The sequence below is a fragment of the Pedobacter sp. KH_004 genome (assembly GCF_057840755.1).
On record NZ_CM174519.1, the window covers coordinates 4,724,452 to 4,745,542 of the forward strand.

General features: G+C 35.4%; 19 protein-coding genes. All 19 read left to right on the forward strand.

What is annotated here, in order from left to right:
* Positions 1–30 precede the first annotated feature (30 nt).
* The 19 genes from AC3ITD_RS20375 (at position 31) to AC3ITD_RS20465 (ending at position 21,089) form a co-directional block, all read left to right on the forward strand.
* Positions 31–546, forward strand: coding sequence for a DUF2480 family protein (locus AC3ITD_RS20375; protein ID WP_265797436.1), 516 nt, complete (start codon positions 31–33; stop codon positions 544–546).
* Between the two features lie 87 nt (positions 547–633).
* The gene (locus AC3ITD_RS20380; RefSeq protein ID WP_489362518.1) at positions 634–1,407 is read left to right on the forward strand and encodes a DUF3108 domain-containing protein; all 774 of its coding nucleotides are present in this window, start codon (positions 634–636) and stop codon (positions 1,405–1,407) included.
* A gap of 2 nt (positions 1,408–1,409) precedes the next feature.
* The gene (locus tag AC3ITD_RS20385; RefSeq protein ID WP_265797566.1) at positions 1,410–1,973 is read left to right on the forward strand and encodes a DUF3109 family protein; all 564 of its coding nucleotides are present in this window, start codon (positions 1,410–1,412) and stop codon (positions 1,971–1,973) included.
* Between the two features lie 167 nt (positions 1,974–2,140).
* Positions 2,141–3,193, forward strand: a complete 1,053-nt coding sequence (rfbB, locus tag AC3ITD_RS20390) for a dTDP-glucose 4,6-dehydratase (protein WP_489362520.1) — start codon at positions 2,141–2,143, stop codon at positions 3,191–3,193.
* Positions 3,193–3,741: a dTDP-4-dehydrorhamnose 3,5-epimerase gene (rfbC, locus tag AC3ITD_RS20395; RefSeq protein WP_489362522.1), complete on the forward strand. Its 549-nt coding sequence runs from the start codon at positions 3,193–3,195 to the stop codon at positions 3,739–3,741. Before rfbB ends, rfbC begins: the two co-directional genes overlap by 1 nt.
* Positions 3,734–4,606: a dTDP-4-dehydrorhamnose reductase gene (rfbD, locus tag AC3ITD_RS20400; protein WP_489362524.1), complete on the forward strand. Its 873-nt coding sequence runs from the start codon at positions 3,734–3,736 to the stop codon at positions 4,604–4,606. The genes rfbC and rfbD overlap by 8 nt, the downstream gene beginning before the upstream one ends.
* A gap of 67 nt (positions 4,607–4,673) precedes the next feature.
* Complete coding sequence (gene rfbA / locus AC3ITD_RS20405) at positions 4,674–5,540, forward strand: glucose-1-phosphate thymidylyltransferase RfbA (RefSeq protein WP_489362526.1); 867 nt, start codon at positions 4,674–4,676, stop codon at positions 5,538–5,540.
* 52 nt (positions 5,541–5,592) lie between these two features.
* On the forward strand, positions 5,593–6,870 hold the full coding sequence (locus AC3ITD_RS20410) for a nucleotide sugar dehydrogenase (protein WP_489362528.1): 1,278 nt from the start codon (positions 5,593–5,595) through the stop codon (positions 6,868–6,870).
* Positions 6,871–7,275: 405 nt separating this feature from the next.
* Positions 7,276–7,659, forward strand: a complete 384-nt coding sequence (locus AC3ITD_RS20415) for a response regulator (RefSeq protein WP_489362530.1) — start codon at positions 7,276–7,278, stop codon at positions 7,657–7,659.
* The gene (locus AC3ITD_RS20420) at positions 7,646–8,731 is read left to right on the forward strand and encodes a sugar transferase (RefSeq protein WP_489362532.1); all 1,086 of its coding nucleotides are present in this window, start codon (positions 7,646–7,648) and stop codon (positions 8,729–8,731) included. The genes AC3ITD_RS20415 and AC3ITD_RS20420 overlap by 14 nt, the downstream gene beginning before the upstream one ends.
* Before the next feature lie 679 nt (positions 8,732–9,410).
* Complete coding sequence (locus AC3ITD_RS20425) at positions 9,411–11,876, forward strand: SLBB domain-containing protein (RefSeq protein ID WP_489362535.1); 2,466 nt, start codon at positions 9,411–9,413, stop codon at positions 11,874–11,876.
* Positions 11,877–11,930: 54 nt separating this feature from the next.
* Entirely contained in the window at positions 11,931–13,040 is a 1,110-nt protein-coding gene (locus AC3ITD_RS20430) for a lipopolysaccharide biosynthesis protein (protein ID WP_489362541.1), read from the forward strand.
* A gap of 70 nt (positions 13,041–13,110) precedes the next feature.
* Entirely contained in the window at positions 13,111–14,208 is a 1,098-nt protein-coding gene (gene glf / locus AC3ITD_RS20435) for a UDP-galactopyranose mutase (protein WP_489362542.1), read from the forward strand.
* Entirely contained in the window at positions 14,202–15,236 is a 1,035-nt protein-coding gene (locus tag AC3ITD_RS20440) for a hypothetical protein (protein ID WP_489362543.1), read from the forward strand. Before glf ends, AC3ITD_RS20440 begins: the two co-directional genes overlap by 7 nt.
* A gap of 112 nt (positions 15,237–15,348) precedes the next feature.
* Positions 15,349–15,870, forward strand: a complete 522-nt coding sequence (locus AC3ITD_RS20445) for an acyltransferase (protein ID WP_489362544.1) — start codon at positions 15,349–15,351, stop codon at positions 15,868–15,870.
* Entirely contained in the window at positions 15,860–17,044 is a 1,185-nt protein-coding gene (locus AC3ITD_RS20450; RefSeq protein WP_489362545.1) for a glycosyltransferase, read from the forward strand. Before AC3ITD_RS20445 ends, AC3ITD_RS20450 begins: the two co-directional genes overlap by 11 nt.
* Complete coding sequence (locus AC3ITD_RS20455) at positions 17,044–18,342, forward strand: hypothetical protein (RefSeq protein WP_489362546.1); 1,299 nt, start codon at positions 17,044–17,046, stop codon at positions 18,340–18,342. The genes AC3ITD_RS20450 and AC3ITD_RS20455 overlap by 1 nt, the downstream gene beginning before the upstream one ends.
* A 79-nt stretch (positions 18,343–18,421) precedes the next feature.
* Positions 18,422–19,921 carry a lipopolysaccharide biosynthesis protein gene (locus tag AC3ITD_RS20460; protein WP_489362547.1) on the forward strand — a complete coding sequence of 500 codons (1,500 nt, stop codon included), beginning with the start codon at positions 18,422–18,424 and terminating at the stop codon, positions 19,919–19,921.
* Positions 19,922–20,006: 85 nt separating this feature from the next.
* Positions 20,007–21,089, forward strand: coding sequence for an EpsG family protein (locus AC3ITD_RS20465; protein WP_489362548.1), 1,083 nt, complete (start codon positions 20,007–20,009; stop codon positions 21,087–21,089).
* The last annotated feature ends 2 nt before the right edge of the window (positions 21,090–21,091 follow it).

Here is a 21,091-nt window from a genome sequence, read left to right on the forward strand (position 1 = left end):
GAGTGGGGATGGTTTTTTTATTTAAAAGCTATGGAAATTCAAGAAAATATCGTCAACAAAGTAGCTGGTAGCGGTTTAATTACTTTAAATCTGGAAGATTTTTATCATAAAGGAGAAAGAGTGATTTATGATATCAAGGATAATCTTTTTCATGGATTGATGCTAAGGGAGAAGGATTTCAGGGCATTTATTAAGGAACATGATTGGTCCCAATATCAAGATAAGAATGTAGGGATCATCTGTTCGGCAGATGCCATAGTACCTACCTGGGCGTATATGCTTTTAGCCAACAAGCTTCAGCCTTATGCCAATGAGGTAGTTTTTGGTGGTTTGGAAACGCTGGATGCGGTATTGTTTACTAAAGCACTGGCCAAAATTAACCCACAAGAATATGCGAATGAACGTGTAGTGGTTAAAGGTTGCGGAGATATTGATGTTCCGGTTTCTGCCTATGTAGAAATAACGAATTTGCTTACCCCTGTGGTGAAGAGTATCATGTTCGGAGAGCCATGTTCAACAGTTCCTGTATACAAAAGGAAAGATTAAAGTTTGGTTTGCTTTTTGCATATATTTCGTATAGTTTACAAACGTTTTAATGGCTGCAGACTACACACATATGAAACACACAAGCAAATGAAAAAGATAATGCTAATGCTGACGATGGTACTTGGTAGCTTAATGCTCCAGGGACAGGAGCTGCCGTTGAAAAAGGACCCTGTTTTTCAAAACGGCGAAATCTTGCAGTATAGATTGCGCTACGGTTTTATAACCGCCGCCGAGGCGACCATAAAGGTAACCAATTCAGATTTAGTATTTGACAATAAGCCTACTTATAAGCTTACGGTTGATGCGCAGACTTCAGGTACTTTTGATGTCTTTTATAAGATAAGGGATCACTATGATTCCTACATAGATAAAAAGGATTTGCTACCGTATTTTTATCAAGAAAACATTAGGGAAGCGAGTTACAAAAGGCAGGACAAAGCCCGGTTTAATCAGGAGGCCAGAAAGGTTGTTTCCAATAGGGGGACGTTTACTACCCCAACCACTCAGACATTTGATCTGGTATCTGCCTATTATTTTGCAAGAAGCCTTGACATCACAAAGCTTAAAGCGGGTGATAGCTTCAAACTCAATTATTTTCTCCAGGACGAAGTATCCGCATTGGAGATTGAGTATGTGGGAAAAGAGACCATAAAAACCAAGTTAGGGAATATTCGGTGTTTAAAATTCAGCCCTTCGATCAAACCCGGTCGCATCTTTAAAAAGGACAGCCGTTTGTATCTGTGGGTGACTGATGATGGAAACCGGGTGCCAGTGAAAGCGCAGGTGGAGATATTGGTTGGAGCTGTCACGATGGAATTGAAATCAGCCGCAGGGCTAAAATATGCGTTAGCAAAAGAATAATGATGATAGAAGTGGAACAAGTGCTGGTGCACGAAGATATTTTAAAGGAAAACTTTGTGTGTAACCTAAGCAAATGTAAAGGGATTTGTTGTGTGGAGGGAGATTCGGGTGCTCCCTTAGATCACGAGGAGACAGCTGTTCTTTCGGAGATTTATCCCAAAATCAAGCATTTGTTAAATGAAAAAGGGATAAAAGCAATTGAAGAACAAGGCGTCTATGTGGTGGATGAGGACGGAGATCTTACTACACCATGCGTGGATAAAAATAAAGAATGTGCTTATGTTTTATTTGAAGGCGGCATCACAAAATGTGCAATTGAAAAAGCCTATGAACAGGGACTAGTGGAATGGCAAAAGCCTATATCCTGTCACCTGTATCCGATCCGGATTACAAAATATCCTGAATTTGAAGTATTGAATTATGATCGTTGGCATATTTGTCACGATGCTTGTACCTTTGGAAGGGAGCTGAAAGTTCCTGTATATAGTTTTCTCAAAGGCCCACTTATCCGTAAATATGGTGCAGAGTGGTATCAGGAACTTGAAAACGCCGTAACCTCCCTTTAATTTATCAAGCATTATCATTATTGTCTTGATTAAAGCCGTAACAGCTTACCGAAATTCGAGGACAAAAAATCGGCTGCTTCTATGGTTCTGCTGTTTGTGTCTTTTATGGTTAAGCTTGGTTATTTACAATAACAATCCTATTTTAGCAAAGGAAATCCAATTACATTGTGAAAAAAATATTAATTACCGGTGGGGCAGGCTTTATTGGCTCTCACGTAGTTCGCCGATTCGTTAACACTTATCCAGACTATGAAATTGTAAACTTAGACGCATTGACCTACGCTGGCAATTTAGCGAATCTCGGTGATATTGAAGACAAGGACAATTACCGTTTTGTTAAAATGGACATTACGGATGCCCCAGCGATGAGTGAATTGTTTAAGCAGGAGGATTTTGATGCAGTTATACACCTTGCGGCTGAGAGTCATGTGGATCGTTCGATTGCGGACCCTACTGCATTTGTGATGACCAATGTAATCGGGACAGTTAATCTTTTGAACGCTGCCCGCGAGAACTGGAAAGGGAGTTATGATAAAAAGCGGTTTTATCATGTGAGTACAGATGAGGTTTACGGGGCACTGGGTGAGGAAGGTATGTTTACCGAAACCACTTCATATGACCCACATAGCCCTTACTCGGCATCTAAAGCAAGCTCTGATCATTTCGTGAGGGCTTACCATGACACCTATGGAATGGATTGCGTGATCTCTAACTGTTCTAACAATTATGGATCGCATCATTTTCCTGAAAAATTGATTCCTCTAGCCATTAACAATATCAAGAATAATAAACCTGTTCCGGTTTATGGGAAAGGTGAAAACGTTAGGGACTGGTTATGGGTTGAGGATCATGCACGTGCGATTGATGTAATTTTCCACCAGTCGAAAACGGGTGATACTTACAATATTGGTGGACATAATGAATGGAAAAATATTGATCTGATTCATCTTTTATGTGAAATTATGGACCAAAAACTTGGCAGAGCAGCAGGTGAGTCTGCTAAGCTCATTACTTATGTTACCGATCGGGCCGGTCATGATTTGCGCTACGCAATTGATTCAAGTAAATTGCAAAAACAGTTGGACTGGGTACCGAGTTTGAAATTCGAGGAAGGCCTGGCCAAAACAGTAGACTGGTATCTCCAGAATGAAGAGTGGTTAAATAATGTGACCTCTGGAAATTATCAGTCTTATTACCAGAAGCAGTACGAAAATAAATAATGGAAATTCAACAGACAGGAATAAAAGACTGCTTAATTATAAAGCCTAGAGTTTTTGAGGACGCCAGAGGTTATTTTTTTGAAAGTTTCAATAAGGAAATATTTGAAGAAAAGACCGGGCTATCTGGCGCATTCGTTCAGGATAATCAATCTTACTCGTCTTATGGAGTCATCCGGGGACTACATGCTCAGACAGGTGCCTTTGCGCAGGCGAAGCTTGTTAGAGTGACAAAAGGAGAGGTTTTGGATGTTGCCGTTGATGCGCGCCCCGGCTCACCAACCTATGGACAACATGTGGCGGTAAGATTAAGTGCAGAAAATAAATTACAGCTTTATATTCCAAGAGGCTTTGTGCATGGGTTTTCCGTATTGAGTGAAACAGCTGAGTTTTTGTATAAATGCGATAACTATTTTAACAAGTCTTCCGAAACCGGTGTGATTTACAATGATACTGATTTGAGTATTGATTGGCAAATTCCAACTGATCGGGTATCAGTATCAGATAAAGACCTATTATTGAGACCTTTCGTTGAATTAATCCATGGGTAAAATATTAATCATTGGCGCTGGTGGCCAACTCGGCCAATGTCTGAATGCAGTCGCCATTTCTAGAGGCATCATAGATATTGTTCTCCCACCAGAAACAGAAGCTAATATTTTAGATTCCGTTGGACTTGGCGCATTATTGCAGAAAGAAAAACCAGCCTTCGTCATCAATTGTGCTGCTTATACCGCAGTAGATAAAGCCGAAGAAGAAGTGGAGCTGGCAAAAGCTGTCAATGAAACAGGTGCCGCTAATTTAGCGCGCGCGTGTGCCTTGAATAGCGCAATATTAATACATGTTTCTACTGATTTTGTATTTGAAGGTAATGTTGTTAAATTATTAAATGAAACGGACGAGGCTTTGCCGATCAACGTTTATGGGAAAACCAAATTAGATGGCGAAAAAGCGGTGGTTGCTTTATTAAATGAGCATTTCATCATTCGTACAAGTTGGTTATATTCAGAGTATGCCAACAACTTCGTCAAGACGATGCTAAAATTGGGCTCGGAAAGAGAGGAATTGGGCGTTATTGCCGATCAGGTCGGTACGCCAACTTATGCTATAGACCTGGCCAATGCAATTTTTGATATTATAGATTCAAGATCTGCTGCTTATGGAGTCTATCACTTTAGCAATGAGGGAGTGACCTCGTGGTATGATTTCGCAAAGGCAATTTTCGAAATCAGCGAAACAAGGGTTAAAGTCAATCCCATTCCAGGATCCGCATATCCAACTAAGGCAATTAGGCCAGCTTTCTCGGTCATGGATAAATCCAAAATTAAAAATACTTTTAATATTCGGCCTCCTTATTGGAGAGATAGCTTAATCGCTTGCATCAATAAATTAAAGGAAGAAAAAATTTCAAATTAAGGAAAATATAACGGGTTAGTGGAATTCCACGCGGTTAAAATATCTAATACAATTAATTTCAAAACCTATGAAAGGTATAATCTTGGCAGGAGGAAGCGGAACTCGCTTGCACCCTTTGACACTGGCTTGTAGTAAGCAAATGATGCCCGTATATGATAAACCAATGATCTATTACCCCCTATCCACGCTGATGCTTGCGGGTATTAAGGAAATTTTGATTATTTCTACGCCACATGATCTTCCACAATTCGAAAAACTTTTGGGTGATGGAAGTAGATTAGGATGTAAATTTAGTTATGCCGTTCAGGCAGAACCTAACGGGTTGGCCCAGGCATTTGTGATAGGAAAAGAGTTTATTGGAGCTGATAAAGTAGCTTTGGTATTAGGAGATAACATATTCTATGGAGATGGCATGGCCAAACTACTACAATCTAGCGCTAATCCCGATGGAGGTGTTGTTTTCGCCTACCAAGTTTCTGATCCGGAGCGCTATGGTGTAGTTGAATTTGATGGGGCTAAAAATGCCATTTCAATTGAAGAGAAACCCGAGTTCCCAAAATCAGACTATGCAGTGCCAGGCTTGTATTTCTACGATAACGAGGTTGTTGAAATTGCGGAGAATATCAAACCGTCGCCGCGTGGAGAATATGAGATAACCGATATCAATAAAATATACCTGGAAAGAGGGAAGCTTAAAGTAGGCGTGTTGAGTCGCGGGACGGCATGGTTAGATACAGGAACCTTTACCTCTTTGATGCAGGCTGGACAATTTGTTCAGATCATTGAGGAGCGCCAGGGACTTAAAATTGGATGTATTGAAGAGATCGCGTACCGAATGGGTTTTATTAACTCAGATCAGCTTCGGGAAATTGCAACACCTCTTGTCAAGAGTGGTTATGGAGCTTATTTATTGAAACAAATAACAGCTAAATAGTTATTATGCTGAACACTGCGTGCCAATCGACGTGTCTTGAAAATTTAAAAAAATGAATACAAATATGCAGATAGCGGTACTTGGTCTTGGTTATGTGGGCCTTCCCTTAGCTGTAGAATTTGCAAAAAAATACAAGGTAATAGGCTTCGATCCTGATGTTAATCGCATTAATGAGTTAAAAGACCTCATCGATCGAACCAATGAGACTAATCTCCCAGATCTTCAAACGGTATTAAGAAGTGTCGGCGATTTGGGTCTGGAAATCACATCAGACCTTTCGCAGATTAGTGCATGTACGGTATTTATAGTGACAGTGCCAACACCAATTGATAAGTTAAAGCGTCCGGATTTATCTCAACTCATCGCAGCTACCAAGATGGTGGGATCCATCCTAAAAAAGGATGATTTGGTCATTTACGAATCAACCGTTTATCCCGGATGTACCGAGGAGGATTGTGTTCCGGTGCTGGAAAGCGTTTCGGGACTTGGCTATAATAAGGAGTTTTATTGCGGCTATAGTCCCGAGAGGATTAATCCTGGTGATAAAGTCAATACCATTACTAAAATAAAAAAGATCACTTCCGGCTCCAATCCAGAAATTGCTTTAGTTGTAGATCAATTGTATAGGTCTATAATTACTGCAGGGACACATTTGGCACCTAATATAAAAGTTGCTGAAGCAGCCAAAGCAATAGAGAATGCCCAGCGTGATGTGAATATTTCTTTCGTAAATGAAATGGCACTTATTTTTGATCGAATGGGCATCGACACCTCCGATGTACTTGAAGCAGCTTCGACGAAGTGGAATTTTTTAAATTTTAGACCCGGGCTGGTTGGTGGTCATTGTATTGGTGTGGATCCATATTATTTGGCTCATAAGTCTGAATCTTTAGGTTATATACCGGAAGTCATTTTATCAGGAAGAAGGGTAAATGATAATATGGGCATTTTTGTAGCAAATAAGGTTGTGAAGTTGATGATTGCAGAGAAAAAAAGCATTGAAAATGCTCGTGTGTTAATACTCGGATTTGCATTCAAAGAAAACTGCCCGGATACGCGGAACACGCGCGCGATTGATATCTATAGAGAACTCATCTCATTTGGAATGCAAGTTGAGGTTTTTGATCCCTGGGCAAATACCGATGCTGTCTTATCAGAGTATGGTTTTAAGCTCGTTCCTGTTATAGATTATAATTATGATGCTGTAATCATCGCTGTTTCTCATCAACAATTTCTGGATTTAGATTACTATAAATTTAAGAATAACGGTGCGGTCGTTTTTGATACCAAATCGTTTATTGATCGAAACTACGTTAGCGGACGACTCTAGTAATTACCCTTATTGTTTTCTTTTACTTCGAAATTCAGTTTTCCTCCAGGAGGCGATGTTCTCTCAATAATAAAAGAAGACGAAACTTGCGACTATACACCATATCCGTAATAGGGAGGCAAATACAGTTGCAGTTAATCTACTTAGCTTCAGAATGCCGTATTTAGGACGCTATCAATTTAATATTGACTTTTATCTCAACTCTCACAGCGTTTTTTTTTTCAAAACTGTCGTTTTTGCCTAACACTTTTTTTGGGTGAAGATATTCAATGGAAATTTTAGTTAGTGAACATTGCCCCCAAACTTAAATAAACGTGTTGATATAAGTCAAAATATTGCATTATAAAAACTATTTGTATTTTTTATTATACAAGATTATGGTATTTTTGCTAATAATGTTATTTTATGAACAGCAAGCAAATACTCATTGTCGATAGGGAAATTCATATGCTCAACCTATTACAAGCTTTATTAAAAGATAAATATCAACTGCGATTAGAAAGTGGTTCCCTGGAAGCATTGCAATGGATACAGCATGGTAATCTTCCAGATCTAATTATTGCTGAATATGATATGCCTTATATGAACGGTCTGGAATTAGTAAACAATCTCAAAATTAGTGGCCTATATAATAAAGTTCCGGTAATTATTCTTTCTGGAACGCAGGGTTTAGAATCTAATATGAGTGCATCAAATCAGTCTATTGTTGCTTATGTAGCTAAACCATTTAATCCTGAGGAATTGAATTTGGCTATAAGTGGGGCTTTTAATAAATATGAACTTAACTGATGCAAAATCACAGGTAAATAGCAAAGAATCCATACATGTTGTTTACTCGGGAGATAATCTTTCGGATGAAATCCTTCCTATTTTAAATGATAATTTTGAGATCAAGTTTATAAGCGATTTTGGTGGGTTGGAAGAATACATCTCCAGGCAAACACTGATCACGCTTCCCGATGCTATAGTTATTGAAGTTGATGATGTTGAACTGACTTTAGCTTTCGTTGAAAAACTTAAACGCAACACCTTGCTTAGCCAGATTATTATAATATTCCTATCTCCGTTTCCAAATAATAGATTAACAAGTTTAGCCAGGTCTTATCACATCGGGGATCATTATACAGCGCCCATTCCGGTCGAGAACTTGAGGGACCGAATTTTGTTTCTGATAAAATTTAGATCAATCAAGCCGCGGCTTAGCAGTTCTGTTTTGGAAACGCAGGATTTTGGCAAAAGATTTCCACTAAAGAAGCGATTTTTTGATTTATTAGTATGTCTTTTCATTCTATTGTTAACCGCTCCAGTATTTGTACTTATTGCAATGGCTATATCTATTGAATCGAGGGGACCGATCATTTATAGGAGCAAACGTGTAGGGGCTAGATATAAGATATTTGATTTCTTTAAATTTCGTTCCATGAAGCACCATAGCGGCTTAGATCTTATCAATCTTTCCAACGCTAACCAATACAAAACAAATGACGGGGTGAGTCCAATCTTTAACAAAATTCAGAATGATCCTAGAGTCACCAGAGTAGGTAGCTTTATAAGGAAATATAGTTTAGATGAGCTCCCTCAGTTATTTAATGTTATACGTGGAGATATGTCACTGGTTGGAAACCGTCCACTTCCACTCTATGAGGCTATGCATCTTACTTCGGATGAATGGGCTGTGCGATTCTTAGCGCCTGCAGGACTCACCGGGTTATGGCAAGTGAGCAGACGAGGAAAAAAAGAGATGTCAGAAAGGGAAAGAAAAAAACTCGATAATTTTTATGCGAAAAATTACTCTCTACGTTTAGATCTTAAAATTATTTTATCAACCTTGCCAGCAATGATTCAAAAGGAAAAGGTTTAATTAATTTTAGATGCGAACTTACCTCTTGAAATAGCTTGTACTTATTTTATTCTATATGTTGGAACGATTATGTCCAGATGACTAGGAGCAAAATTCCCGAATACGATGCCGAATAAGCCATTCCAAAAAATTATTTTTCTGTTTTTATCATTCTGAAACTAAAGATAAGGACACAAACAACACAAATAGTTTTGCTCATATTGAGCTAAGGGTGATTATTGCAAGACTCTTCAGATTTAAATCACGATAGATAGGAAAAGCAGCATTTGTGCTTCTGTATAACTCCATTAATCTTTCATCAGTTATGATGATTTTTTTAAAATCATTGCTTTTTAAGTGGTAATATATTCTTTGTATATTCCTGATAGTGGCACTACATAATAAATATTTATGTATGTTTGCAAGCTAAAAATCCGTGGAAAAAATTGATGAAGTCTCGCGTTATAGGGCAGAAAAGCTTACTAAGGGGGTTAGTGTTAAAAAAGATTTTAACATGATGATGTTTAAAGTTGTTTCCTTTTGTTCCGCATGGATCGAGTCGATCACTATATCAGGACCAGAATCAAAAGTTTGAACTTTGAATTAGAGCGTTACAATAACATGATTTCCATTTTATCATAGGATTACAAAGTAAGTAAAGTAGACCTTATCCAAAATAAAAAAAGAAGCTTTTCAGGCTATGAAAAAAAGTATAATACTAATCTCAACGTTCATTTTTTTAACTTTTTCAACTACCCTACTTGCCCAGAATTATTCGAACGTGAAAGTTGATGATTTATCTGATGCACAAATTTTGCAGATGATTAAAAGAGCGGAGTCGATAGGGTATTCTGAAGCACAGATTGAACAGATGGCTACTGCACAGGGTATGAAGGCCGATGAAGTTCAGAAACTGAAATTAAGGGTGGCAAAGGTGAAAAAGCAAGGGGCAAGTTCAGCTAACCAAGCAGATACAACCACGACAAGAACTGGTCCCGAAATGAATAAGGTATCGAATTTAGATGAAATAGATATTGAGAAAAAAGTAATAGATGAACAAATATTCCCCAAAATCTTTGGTGCCGAGTTATTTAAGAACGGAAGTATTACTTTTGAACCGAACTTAAGAATTGCTACACCAAAAAATTATGTTATCGGACCAGATGACCGCCTATTAATAGATCTGAATGGGGACAATGAAGCGAGTTATAACCTAGCTGTTACTGCAGACGGAATAATTAGTTTACAATACGTTGGTAGAATTTCGGTCGGGGGGTTAACTATAGAACAAGCTACGTCTAAAATCAGATCAGCATTATCGTCAACTTATCCATCATTAAGGTCTGGGAGAACTAATGTTGCTGTTAATCTAGGAAATATCAGGAGTATTAACATCACGATGACAGGTGAGTTAACTAAGGCTGGAACATACACACTATCTTCATTATCAACTGTTTATAATGCTCTTTATGCATCTGGAGGCCCATCTGAAAATGGCTCGTTTCGTAATATTCAGTTAATTAGAAATAATAGGGTCATTGCCACAATCGATGTTTACGATTTCCTTTTAAAAGGTATTCAAAAAAGCAATATACGTTTACAAGATCAAGACGTGATCAATGTCCCGGTTTTCGATAAACGCGTAGAAATTTTAGGCGAGGTAAAGCGGAGCGCACTCTTTGAAGTGGTTAAAAATGAAACTTTGCAAGACGTCATTAATTTTGCGGGAGGTTTTAATACACAAGCTTATACTGCTAAAATTAAGGCTTTCCAGAACACAGATCGGGAACGTAAGATCTCAGATATATCATCTTCCGAGTTTTCTACCTACTCACCTAAGAATGGCGACAAGTTTGTGGTAGAGGCCATCTTGGACCGTTTTGCTAATCGTGTCGAAATTATTGGCTCTGTTTTTCGGCCTGGCATTTATGAATTGGATAAAGGCTTGACATTGCGTGGCTTAATTAATAAATCAGATGGCTTAACAGAAGATGCATTTTTAAATAGGGGTTATATTAACCGCTTAAATCCAGATAACTCACAATCGCTGATTTCATTTGATGTAGCAAAAATCATAGCAGGAACACAAAATGATATTCTCTTACAGCGCGAAGACAAAATAACGATATCATCATTATTTGATTTGCGTGATGAATATAAAGTAAGTATCCAGGGTGAAGTCAGAACGCCTTCTACATTTGAATATGCAGATGATATGACTTTAGAATCTGTTATTCAGTTGGCTGGGGGCTTCAAAGAGGGTGCCACGCCCAATAGAATCGAAATCTCAAGGAGAGTGAAAAATAGTGATGCAACTACAACGTCGGCTCGCACAGCGGAAGTTTTTATTGTAGACGTAGATCGGGATTTAAAGTTAACCGATAATTCTTTTGTATTAAAACCCTTCGATATCATTAGTGTTCGCAGTTCGGAAGGTTACGCGGTTCAAAGGCAAGTAAAATTAGAAGGAGAGATTTTATATCCAGGCACCTATACTATCACCAGGAAAGATGAGCATATTTCTGAAATTATTAAACGAGCAGGTGGGTTAACTCCATTCGCCTATCCAGATGGCGCTTCATTGAAAAGACCGGGAGCAGAAAAGGTCAATCCTGCTGATAAAAATGTAATTAATAACCAAGAAGAAGAAAACAAAAAGTTTTTGAATCTAAAAAGAGCACAGGAATCAGGTGTTAAGGATACCGTTTCAGTTGATGTTGAGCAGAAGCTTATTCAGAGTGATCTGGTTGGTATTAACTTGGTTAAAATACTGAAGGATACTTTATCTAAATATGATCTTATTGTAGAAGATGGTGACGTGATTCGTATACCCCGCGCCCTACAAACAGTTAAGGTTACTGGTGAGGTCTTAAATCCTAATAGTATAGTATTTCTTCCAGGCAAAAGTTTGAGGCAATATATTAATGGTGCTGGTGGTTTTACTAGCAATGCTCGCAAGTCAGGAGTTTATGTCAAATATGCGAATGGATCAGCAGCAGCAGTAGGCGGTTTTTTGTTTTTTAGTAATTATCCAAAAATAAAGCAGGGTGCTGAAATTTTGGTTCCTAAGCGTGCAGATAGAGAGAGAATGACTGCGCAAAGCTGGATAGGTATAGGCACGGCCGTTGCCTCATTAGGGGCAATAATTGTAAGTTTATTAAGATAACTGAACTCTTTTCATCCTAAGTTTGGAGGGGAGTTATTAATGAAATCAATAATAATGACTAAAGAAAGTCAACAGCAAAAGATGAATACCCATAACGATGTGGTTTCTTTGAAGGAATTTGTTTTTGGAATAAAGGAATGGTTGAATTACCTTTTGTCCAAGTGGTTAATTATTTTTGGTTTTGGTGTTATAGGCGGAGCATTAGGTTATTACTATGCAGTAACAAAACAGGCGGTATATACTGCCACAACTACTTTTGTTTTAGAAGATGAAAAAGGTGGGAATGGTTTGGGAAATCTGGCAGGCTTAGCTTCCATGGCGGGTGTTGATCTGGGGAGCAATGGGGGAGGTATTTTTCAAGGTGATAATATATTAGAACTTTACAGGTCGAGGAAAATGCTGCAACAAACTTTATTAACAGCGATGGATGTCAATGATCAAAAACACACTTTGATTGATCGATATATACAGTATAATGGGTTAAGACGACAGTGGCTTGACAAGCCTGAACTTTTGAAATTAAATTTTCAGAGTGACAGTTTATCTGGTGATCAAGCATATTTCAAGTCAAACAGGACAAGGGATAGTATCATTAATCAGATCATTACTGATATTGCAAGGAACTATCTTAGTGTGGGCAAACCAGATAAAAAATTAAGTATTATTAAAGTAGATGTAAGGGCCAGAGACGAGGTGTTTGCAAAAGCCTTTAATGAAGCGTTGGTTAAAAATGTAAACGATTTTTATGTTAAAACAAAAACAAAAAAATCCTTACAGAATGTTCAAATTATGCAGCGTAAGACAGATTCCGTACGAGCGGTAATGAATGGTGCAATTTACACATCTGCAGCTGTTTCAGACGCCACTCCTAATCTGAACCCGACAAGACAGGTTCAAAGAATAGTACCCTCACAACGTGCACAATTTTCAGCTGAAACTAATAAAGCTATTTTAAGCTCCTTAGTTCAAAATTTAGAGATGTCAAAATTAGCATTAATGAAAGAAGCGCCATTACTTGAGGTAATTGACGAACCTATTTATCCCCTCCCGGTGGATAAGGTTGGAAAGATCAAAGGATTAATTGTAGGTTTTGCAATATTTAATATTTTAATAGTTATAGCCCTAGTGTTTAAGAAGCTAATTACAGAATTTTTGACGAAATAAATTCATAATTCCTTTTAATAATTTTACAAATGATCCAACCAAGTAATGGTTTAAATTGATAAAGAAGTTTATGGCAGAATATGATTATCTAATAGTTGGAGCAGGACTTTTCGGTTCTGTTTTTGCTCATGAGATGAAAAAAAAAGGAAAAAAGTGTCTTGTAATAGATAAAAGGGCACATTTAGGTGGGAATGTTTATTGCGAGAATATTGAAGGGATAAATGTTCACAAATATGGTGCTCACATTTTTCATACCAATGATAAGAGTATATGGGATTATGTTAATTCTATTGTTGAGTTTAATAGATATACAAACGCTCCAGTTGCTTTTTATAAAGATGAGGTCTATAATTTACCATTCAATATGAATACATTTTATCAATTGTGGGGGGTTAAAACTCCTCAGGCCGCTAGGGATAAAATAAAGGATCAGGTTGAACAGTTGAACATTGAATCGCCGAAGAATTTAGAGGAACAAGCTTTATCCATTGTGGGTACAGATATTTACGAGAAATTGATTAAAGGATATACTGAAAAACAGTGGGGTAGAAAAGCGACAGAATTACCTTCATTCATAATAAAAAGGTTGCCGGTTCGATTCACCTACGATAACAACTATTTCAACGATAAGTATCAAGGGATACCTATTGGCGGCTATAATAAATTGATAGATGGATTGCTGGAAGGAATTGAAACAAGATTAAACATTGATTTCTTCGAACAGAAAGAAGAATTGATCAATCTAGCAGATGTTACAGTATTTACAGGTAAAATTGATGAGTTTTATAATTATCAATACGGACAGTTAGAATATAGAAGTTTGAGGTTTGAACATGAGATTTTAGAAACTGAGAATTATCAAGGCAATGCTGTTATCAATTATACTGATTCTGAGATACCTTACACAAGAATATTAGAGCATAAACATTTTGAGTTTGGAAAACAAGCCAGAACTGTGATTACCAAAGAGTATCCAATGGCTTATTCTGAAGGAAGGGAAGCTTATTACCCGATAAATGATAGCCATAATAATCACTTATTCCAAAAATACAAGTTATTGTCGGAAGGGGAAAAGAATGTGTTGTTTGGAGGAAGGTTGGCAGAATATAAATATTATGATATGCATCAAGTTATAGCATCTTCATTAACATTGAGCAAAAAATGTTAAATATTACCGAAAGAACAAAAATATTCGTGTATTGTCCGGCTGGTGTAGTTACAGGAGGTGCAGAATTACTTCATCAACTAGTGGATCTTCTGAATAGAAATCATTTAAATGCATTTATAGTCTATTATGGTTCTGGTATCCCAAATATACCGGATGCTTACAAGGATTATAATATTAAAATGGCCTTGTTAGTTGAAGATTTAAATGACAACGTTGTAGTCTTCTACGAAGCTGTTTTCGACCGATTAAAGTCAATAAATAGGGCTCAGATCCTTTTGTGGTGGCTTAGTGTCGATAACTTTTTTTTATTTGGAGGTGAGCATCTTAAGTTATCGGATATAGTTAGGTTTGATTTCTTTTTTGGATTTAAAGTTTTTTCATATAGACTTTACCAGCTAATTTTTAGAAGGAAAAACCTTTTTAAAAATTTAATATCAATTAAATGGTTGAGTGAGATTGACGCTATTAATGCATACCAGTCCGAATACGCTCAAAACTTCCTGATCAATAATGCATTTAAGCTTACAGTACCCTTAAGTGATTACATTAATACCGACTTTTACTCTGGATCTCCATTAATTAAGTCCAGTAATACTATTCTTTATAATCCTAAAAAAGGCTTAGAGTTTACGGAAAAGATTATAAAAAGACTACCCGACTATGAGTGGATACCTCTTCAAAATATGTCTCGTGAGCAGTTGGTTAAAGTTTTCGCTGAAAGTAAGTTGTATATCGATTTCGGCTACCATCCGGGAAAAGATAGGCTTCCAAGAGAAGCTGCTCTAAATGGATGCTGTGTTATTACAGGTATAAAAGGATCTGCGCGATATTTTGAAGATGTTCCAATAATCAATAAATACAAATTTGAACAATCTGATAGTTCAGTTGATTCCATTATACAAATGATTAATACTTTAATGGCTGATTACGAAAGCCATACTAAAGATTTTGACTTTTATAGGGCTCAAATTTTGCGTGAGAAAAATCAGTTTGAATCGCAAGCGAAATTGATCTTTAATATAAAATAGAATGAAAGCATGTTTATACTGGCTTGGAAAATTGTCATATCTTATTTCAAACTATCCAATAGGGATATATAACAGACTATTTAGATACCTATACGCTGGTTATGTTTCTAATATGTTCAAGAATTTTCAATTAGGCAGCATAATAGGCTACCCTATCACGATTATCGGTGGTAAAAACATATCTATTGGTAGAAATGTTGTCATTGGTAAAAATGTGAGACTTGAAACATATGAGCAATATCGTCAATTCAAATATTCGCCTTATCTTAAAATAGGTGACTTTGTTGGTATAAATGATGATTGTCACATAGGTTGCATCTATTCGATTGAAATAGGTGATAATGTATTGATTGCTAGTAAAGTTTTTATATCGGATCATTCGCATGGCAACACTGACATGGAAGATCTACTCTTAGCCCCAATCCATAGAAGGTTGGTATCAAAAGGAAAAATCGTTATCGAAAGAAATGTTTGGATTGGCGAAGGAGTGGCAATTATGCCTGGAATCCATATTGGTGAAGGGGCAGTAATAGGTGCAAATAGTGTAGTTACTAAAGATGTACCAGCTTATTCGGTCGTGGGAGGTGTGCCAGCAAAGGTAATAAGAGAAAATAAGTTATCCAATGAAGTTTAATAAGCCAGTAGTTACATCACTTTTTTATCTTGACGAAAGTATTTTAAATAAAGACTTTTTTTTAGCGCCATTAATACTTGCAAAGAAACTCTCAGCGAGATTTAATTTTGTTTACCCTCGGAATAAGGAGAACAATCATTATCCAAAAGTTTATAGAGATTCGAATCTGATTCCTATTACATCGGACAGTGAATTTGAATTTTCTATATGGAAGGAGAGACATACAATTTTGTATGTTGTTCGTAACGCAAAAAAAATAGATTTGCTTTTTCTAGTTTGGTTGAATCCTCGTAATCTATTGCTAGCCCTGATTTATAAATTATTAAATGGGAACGGCGTCTGTTTGATAAAGGGAGATATGAATCCAGCAGATTATCAATTAGACGTCGATAGGAACTTTCGGAAACAAAGTATAAAATCATATTTAAAGAAAAAATTGTATAACAATGTTGATTTACTTACTTGCGAAACAAAGGAAACATTTAACCTAATAAAAATGGGTCTTTTCGGTAAAGGTATGAGTGATAAAGTGTTTCTGCTGCCAAATGGCTTTGATGAAGAAACACGAATTGAGCTCAAAGTAGAGGTATATCCTTTCTCTCAGAAGGAGAATATTATACTTATAGTTGCTCGCATTGGAGATGAAGTCAAAAATCATGAGATGATTCTAAATTCGCTTTCAGGACTGGGTATAGGAGATTGGAAAGTTATATTTGTTGGAAATATCGAACCATCATTTAAGGCAAATATCGAAACTTTTTATAGAAATAATTCTGGTTTATCCGATAGCGTAATATTTGTTGGACCAAAATATTCAAAAGAGGATTTGTGGTCATATTATAATAGGAGCAAAGTCTTTCTTCTTACCTCTCATAAAGAAGGATTTCCTAACGTATTTCCAGAAGCATTACGGTTTGGATGTTTTATTATAACGACTTGCGTCAGCAGTTCTGCTGACGTTACTGATAACGGCAGGGTAGGTAAAATTATTGACATAAATTCAGATTATCAACTAAGAGATTTTTTAACTAAAGAAGTTTTTACAAACAAAATTGATTTTCAAACCGCATATAACGAATCTATAAAATTATGCAAAGAAAATTTCTTATGGGATAAAAACATCGAGAGGCTTTCCGATACACCTGTACTAAAGAAACTTAATTATGCTAAATAATGAATAAAAATATAATATTTACTATCTGTGCTAAAAATTATATCGGTTTAGCAAAAATTCTGCAAGAATCTTTAGAAAAACACAATAAAAATACCGATTTTTTAATATTTGTAGCTGATGAGTTTTCAGGTGATATAGAAAAATACTCGCTTCCTGAAAATGTCATTATTGCCAAAGACACTCTAGATATTAGCAATAGTAGATGGACTGACATGAGTTTTAAATATAATTTGACGGAATTTTGTACATCAATAAAGCCTTCGGCTTTTTTGTATTTATGCGAAAATACAAGTTATGAAAAAATTATTTATTTAGATCCGGATATATATATATATAACAGTATAGATATAGTTCTTGATATGTTAAATAAACACTCTATCGTTTTAACACCTCATCTTTCCAAAATCACGGAGAATTACTTAGGGGACCTACCCGATATTGATTTCTTGGGGAACGGGATTTTCAATTTGGGTTTTTGTGCAATTAAAAACAACTCCGTTTCAAAACGAATGTTACTATGGTGGAGGAATAAGTTGGTTAATAATTGTTTCATAGATCCTTATGAAAACTGTTTTACCGATCAAAAATGGATGGATTTCTTACCCGCTTATTTTGATAGTGATGAATTGTTAATCACTAGACATTTAGGGCTTAACTTAGCTCCCTGGAATTTTTATGAAAGAAAAATTTATACAAAGAACGAAATACTTTTTGCTTCTTACAGGGATGAAAATGAAGAAAATGACTCATATCCAATTACTTTTGTGCATTTCTCTGGTTATGATTATAAATCCTTAATGAGTGGAAAAGTTGCACAAAAAAACATTGATGGATTAAAGTTATATGAAGATATCAATTTGCTCACTGATATTTACTCGGCAGCAATATTGAATAAGCGTCAGGAGTTCGAGCGTTATATAGATATGAAATATTCTTATAATACTTTTGATAATGACACTTCTATAATTGAATTTCACCGGAGAATATATAGGTCATTGATAATTAAGGGTGAAAATATTGTTAACCCATTCTCAACAGATGATAATACATTTTACCAGCGCCTCAAACATTCGAAAATGATAAAAAGATCTTCGATAAATTTAGATAAGGTAACAAAAAATAATCTTCAAGGCGTAGATGGGAAATTAGTCATATTTAATAAATTAACTAGATTTTTATATAAAATTTTGGGTTTCGAAAGATATTTATTAATAATAAAGTTATTAAGGCCATACAGTCGTTTCGAAACCCAAATTCATTTGATCAGCAAAAAATTTGACGATAACAATATCAAATAAATGAGAAATCGAGGGAAACTTTCCTCAGCTTAGCACTTTTTATTCAATTCAAACATTATTTACATTAAAATAAAGACTATTGAGTTCAATTATTAAAGAAAGTTTAAAAACTTCAGGCATAAACTATGTAGGCATACTCTTAGGCGCTTTCTTTACTCTTTATCTAACGCCGAAATATTTCCCTACAGAGTATAATGGTCTACTACGCCTACTTCTTGAATATTCGGCTATAGCGGCAATATACTTTCATTTTGGATTACCTACCTTAATAAATAAGTATTACCATAGAGTTCATGGAGAATTAGCAATCGTTAAAGGATTCGATTTTCTAGTATTTATTTGCCCATTAATAGTTTTGACTGTTTTTAGTGTGATTTTAAGTCTCTATAAAGCTGAAGTAGCACAATTAATATCTTCAAAGAAAAACCTGGATATTATAATCAAATATTTGCTATTTCTTATTCCTTTAGTGGTATGCAATGCATATTTTTTTGTTTTCGAAGCATATTCTGCGATGTTAGGTAATATTACATTTATAAATTTTTTTAAGAATATTATTCTAAAACTTTTCAATATCTTCTCTGTACTTCTTTTCGTTTATACAAGACGCTTTGAGCTTGTCCTTATTGTAGTTTCGATTGGTTATGTTTTGAGTACAGTGATCGTATTTTTTTATATTTTAAGACTTAAAAACTTTAAAATAGATGTTACACCAAGCCTAGATTTTTTACGGAAAAATAATCTCTTAAAAGATTTTGTTAAGTTCTTTCTATTTCTCTGTTTAAGCAATTTAACCTTTTTTTTATTATCGAAAATTGATATTTTCTTTGTTGGTAAATTTACAGACCTATCAAATTTAGCTTATTATTCTACAGCTACATATTTTGTAACACTGCTTTTGGTGCCATATTCTGCGGTTTTAAATATATCATTTCCTAGGATTGCGAAAAGCTACGCAGTTGGGGACATTAACACTTTAAAGGAATTAATTGTGACTAATTCTATTTTTGGCTTTGTATTAGCGTTATATGTCTTCATTGTCATTTGGACAAACCTTGATATCGTTTATAATTATATTCCTAACGGGGAATTGTATAAGTCTGGGAAGTATATATTTTTGATTTTAAGTGTAGGAAGATTAATTGATATCTCCATTGGATCTATTGGGCAATTAATTACTATATCAAAATGGTATTTTTATACTTTGTTTGGTTCAATAATCATATCAGTTGTGAGTATCGTCGCTGGATATCTTCTAACGAAAAACTATGGCATAATTGGAGCTGCTTCTTCAATAACGGTTTGTGTAATCATTTCTGTACTATTCCAATTAGGCGTAGCGAAAGTTAAAATCGGAATCACGCCATATACATCTAAGATTTTAATTGTTATGGTTATTATGCCAGTTATAGTAATTATATGCTATATGATTGATTCGGTACTAGGACTATCACCTGTCATGTTTTTAGCTAAAATTTTTCTTACAACAATTCTGTATTTCTATGTAGTTTATCGATTCAAGGTAAGCAGTGAAATTGTTCTAATAATAGATCGCATGAAATCTATCATTCTGAAATAAAACTTGCTTTATTTTATAGGGAACAGTATTGAATAAGGAGGCTATTTAGGAAATGGGGTTTTCCCCGAAAATTAATTCAATAACAATGAGTTTCTATATTCTTATATTTATCATACTTTGTATTTCAGCCTTCATAGAAGCTCAGAATTTGGACAGAACCATCACTGGCTGGTTTTTTCTAACATATTCTGTCTGTTTATATATCCTTTCTTTTATTAGATGGGAAACTGGAACTGATTGGAAAAATTATTACGAGTATTTTAACGCTATAAGAGAAATTCCATTCAAAGATGATGGTTTTGAATGGGGATTTTCCTTGCTCAATAGATTAGTTTTTACATTTTCTGATAGTTACACCATTCTTCTAATTGTTTTGGGATTCTTGTTGTTTCTCTTTCAAACTTTAGGTATCCGAAAATTAAGTCCATATCCAATTATTTCTCTATTATTTTTATGGTCAATTCAATTTGCCAATATTTTATTTGTGAGGCAATGGATTTCAATTGCCATACTGATGTATTCCGTCACTTTTATTGAGAAGAAAAAAATTGTACCCTTCATTTTATTGGTGATTTTAGCAAGCGCATTTCATAGGACAAGTTTAATCTTTTTTTTAGCTTGGTGGGTTTATAATGCGAAGGTATCACGACTAAAGATGGCGGTGATATTAGTTTTGTCAATCAGTTTCTCAGTTGTTTTAACTAAACTTTTAGAGCTATTTAGTGGGGGAGTTGGTAATATTATACAAGCAAAATTAGAGGTATATCTAAGTCAAGAATATAACGAAGACAATAATGCAGACTTAGGATTATTGAAAATTATCATTAGGGGGTTTGCAAATAAATTTCTTATCCTATTCACATCTTTTTATTTGTATGATCGTATCATTGAACGGTTTCCTCAATTTCGTGGATATCTAAATTTGTATTGGTTTGGGGCTATTATATACTTTAGCTCTATATCAATATCATTAGTTTTCGTTCGCTTTTCATATGCGTTCGACATTTTTCAAATAATACTTGTCGCTTATTTCTTTAAAACTATTGACATTAAAGTGTTAAGAGTCTTTGCGTTGTTGTTATTATTTATTTATTTATTTCTACGAATGTGGCAACTACTTAACGGTCCCTATAAAGATGAATTCGCACCCTTTAAGACTATTTTTTGATA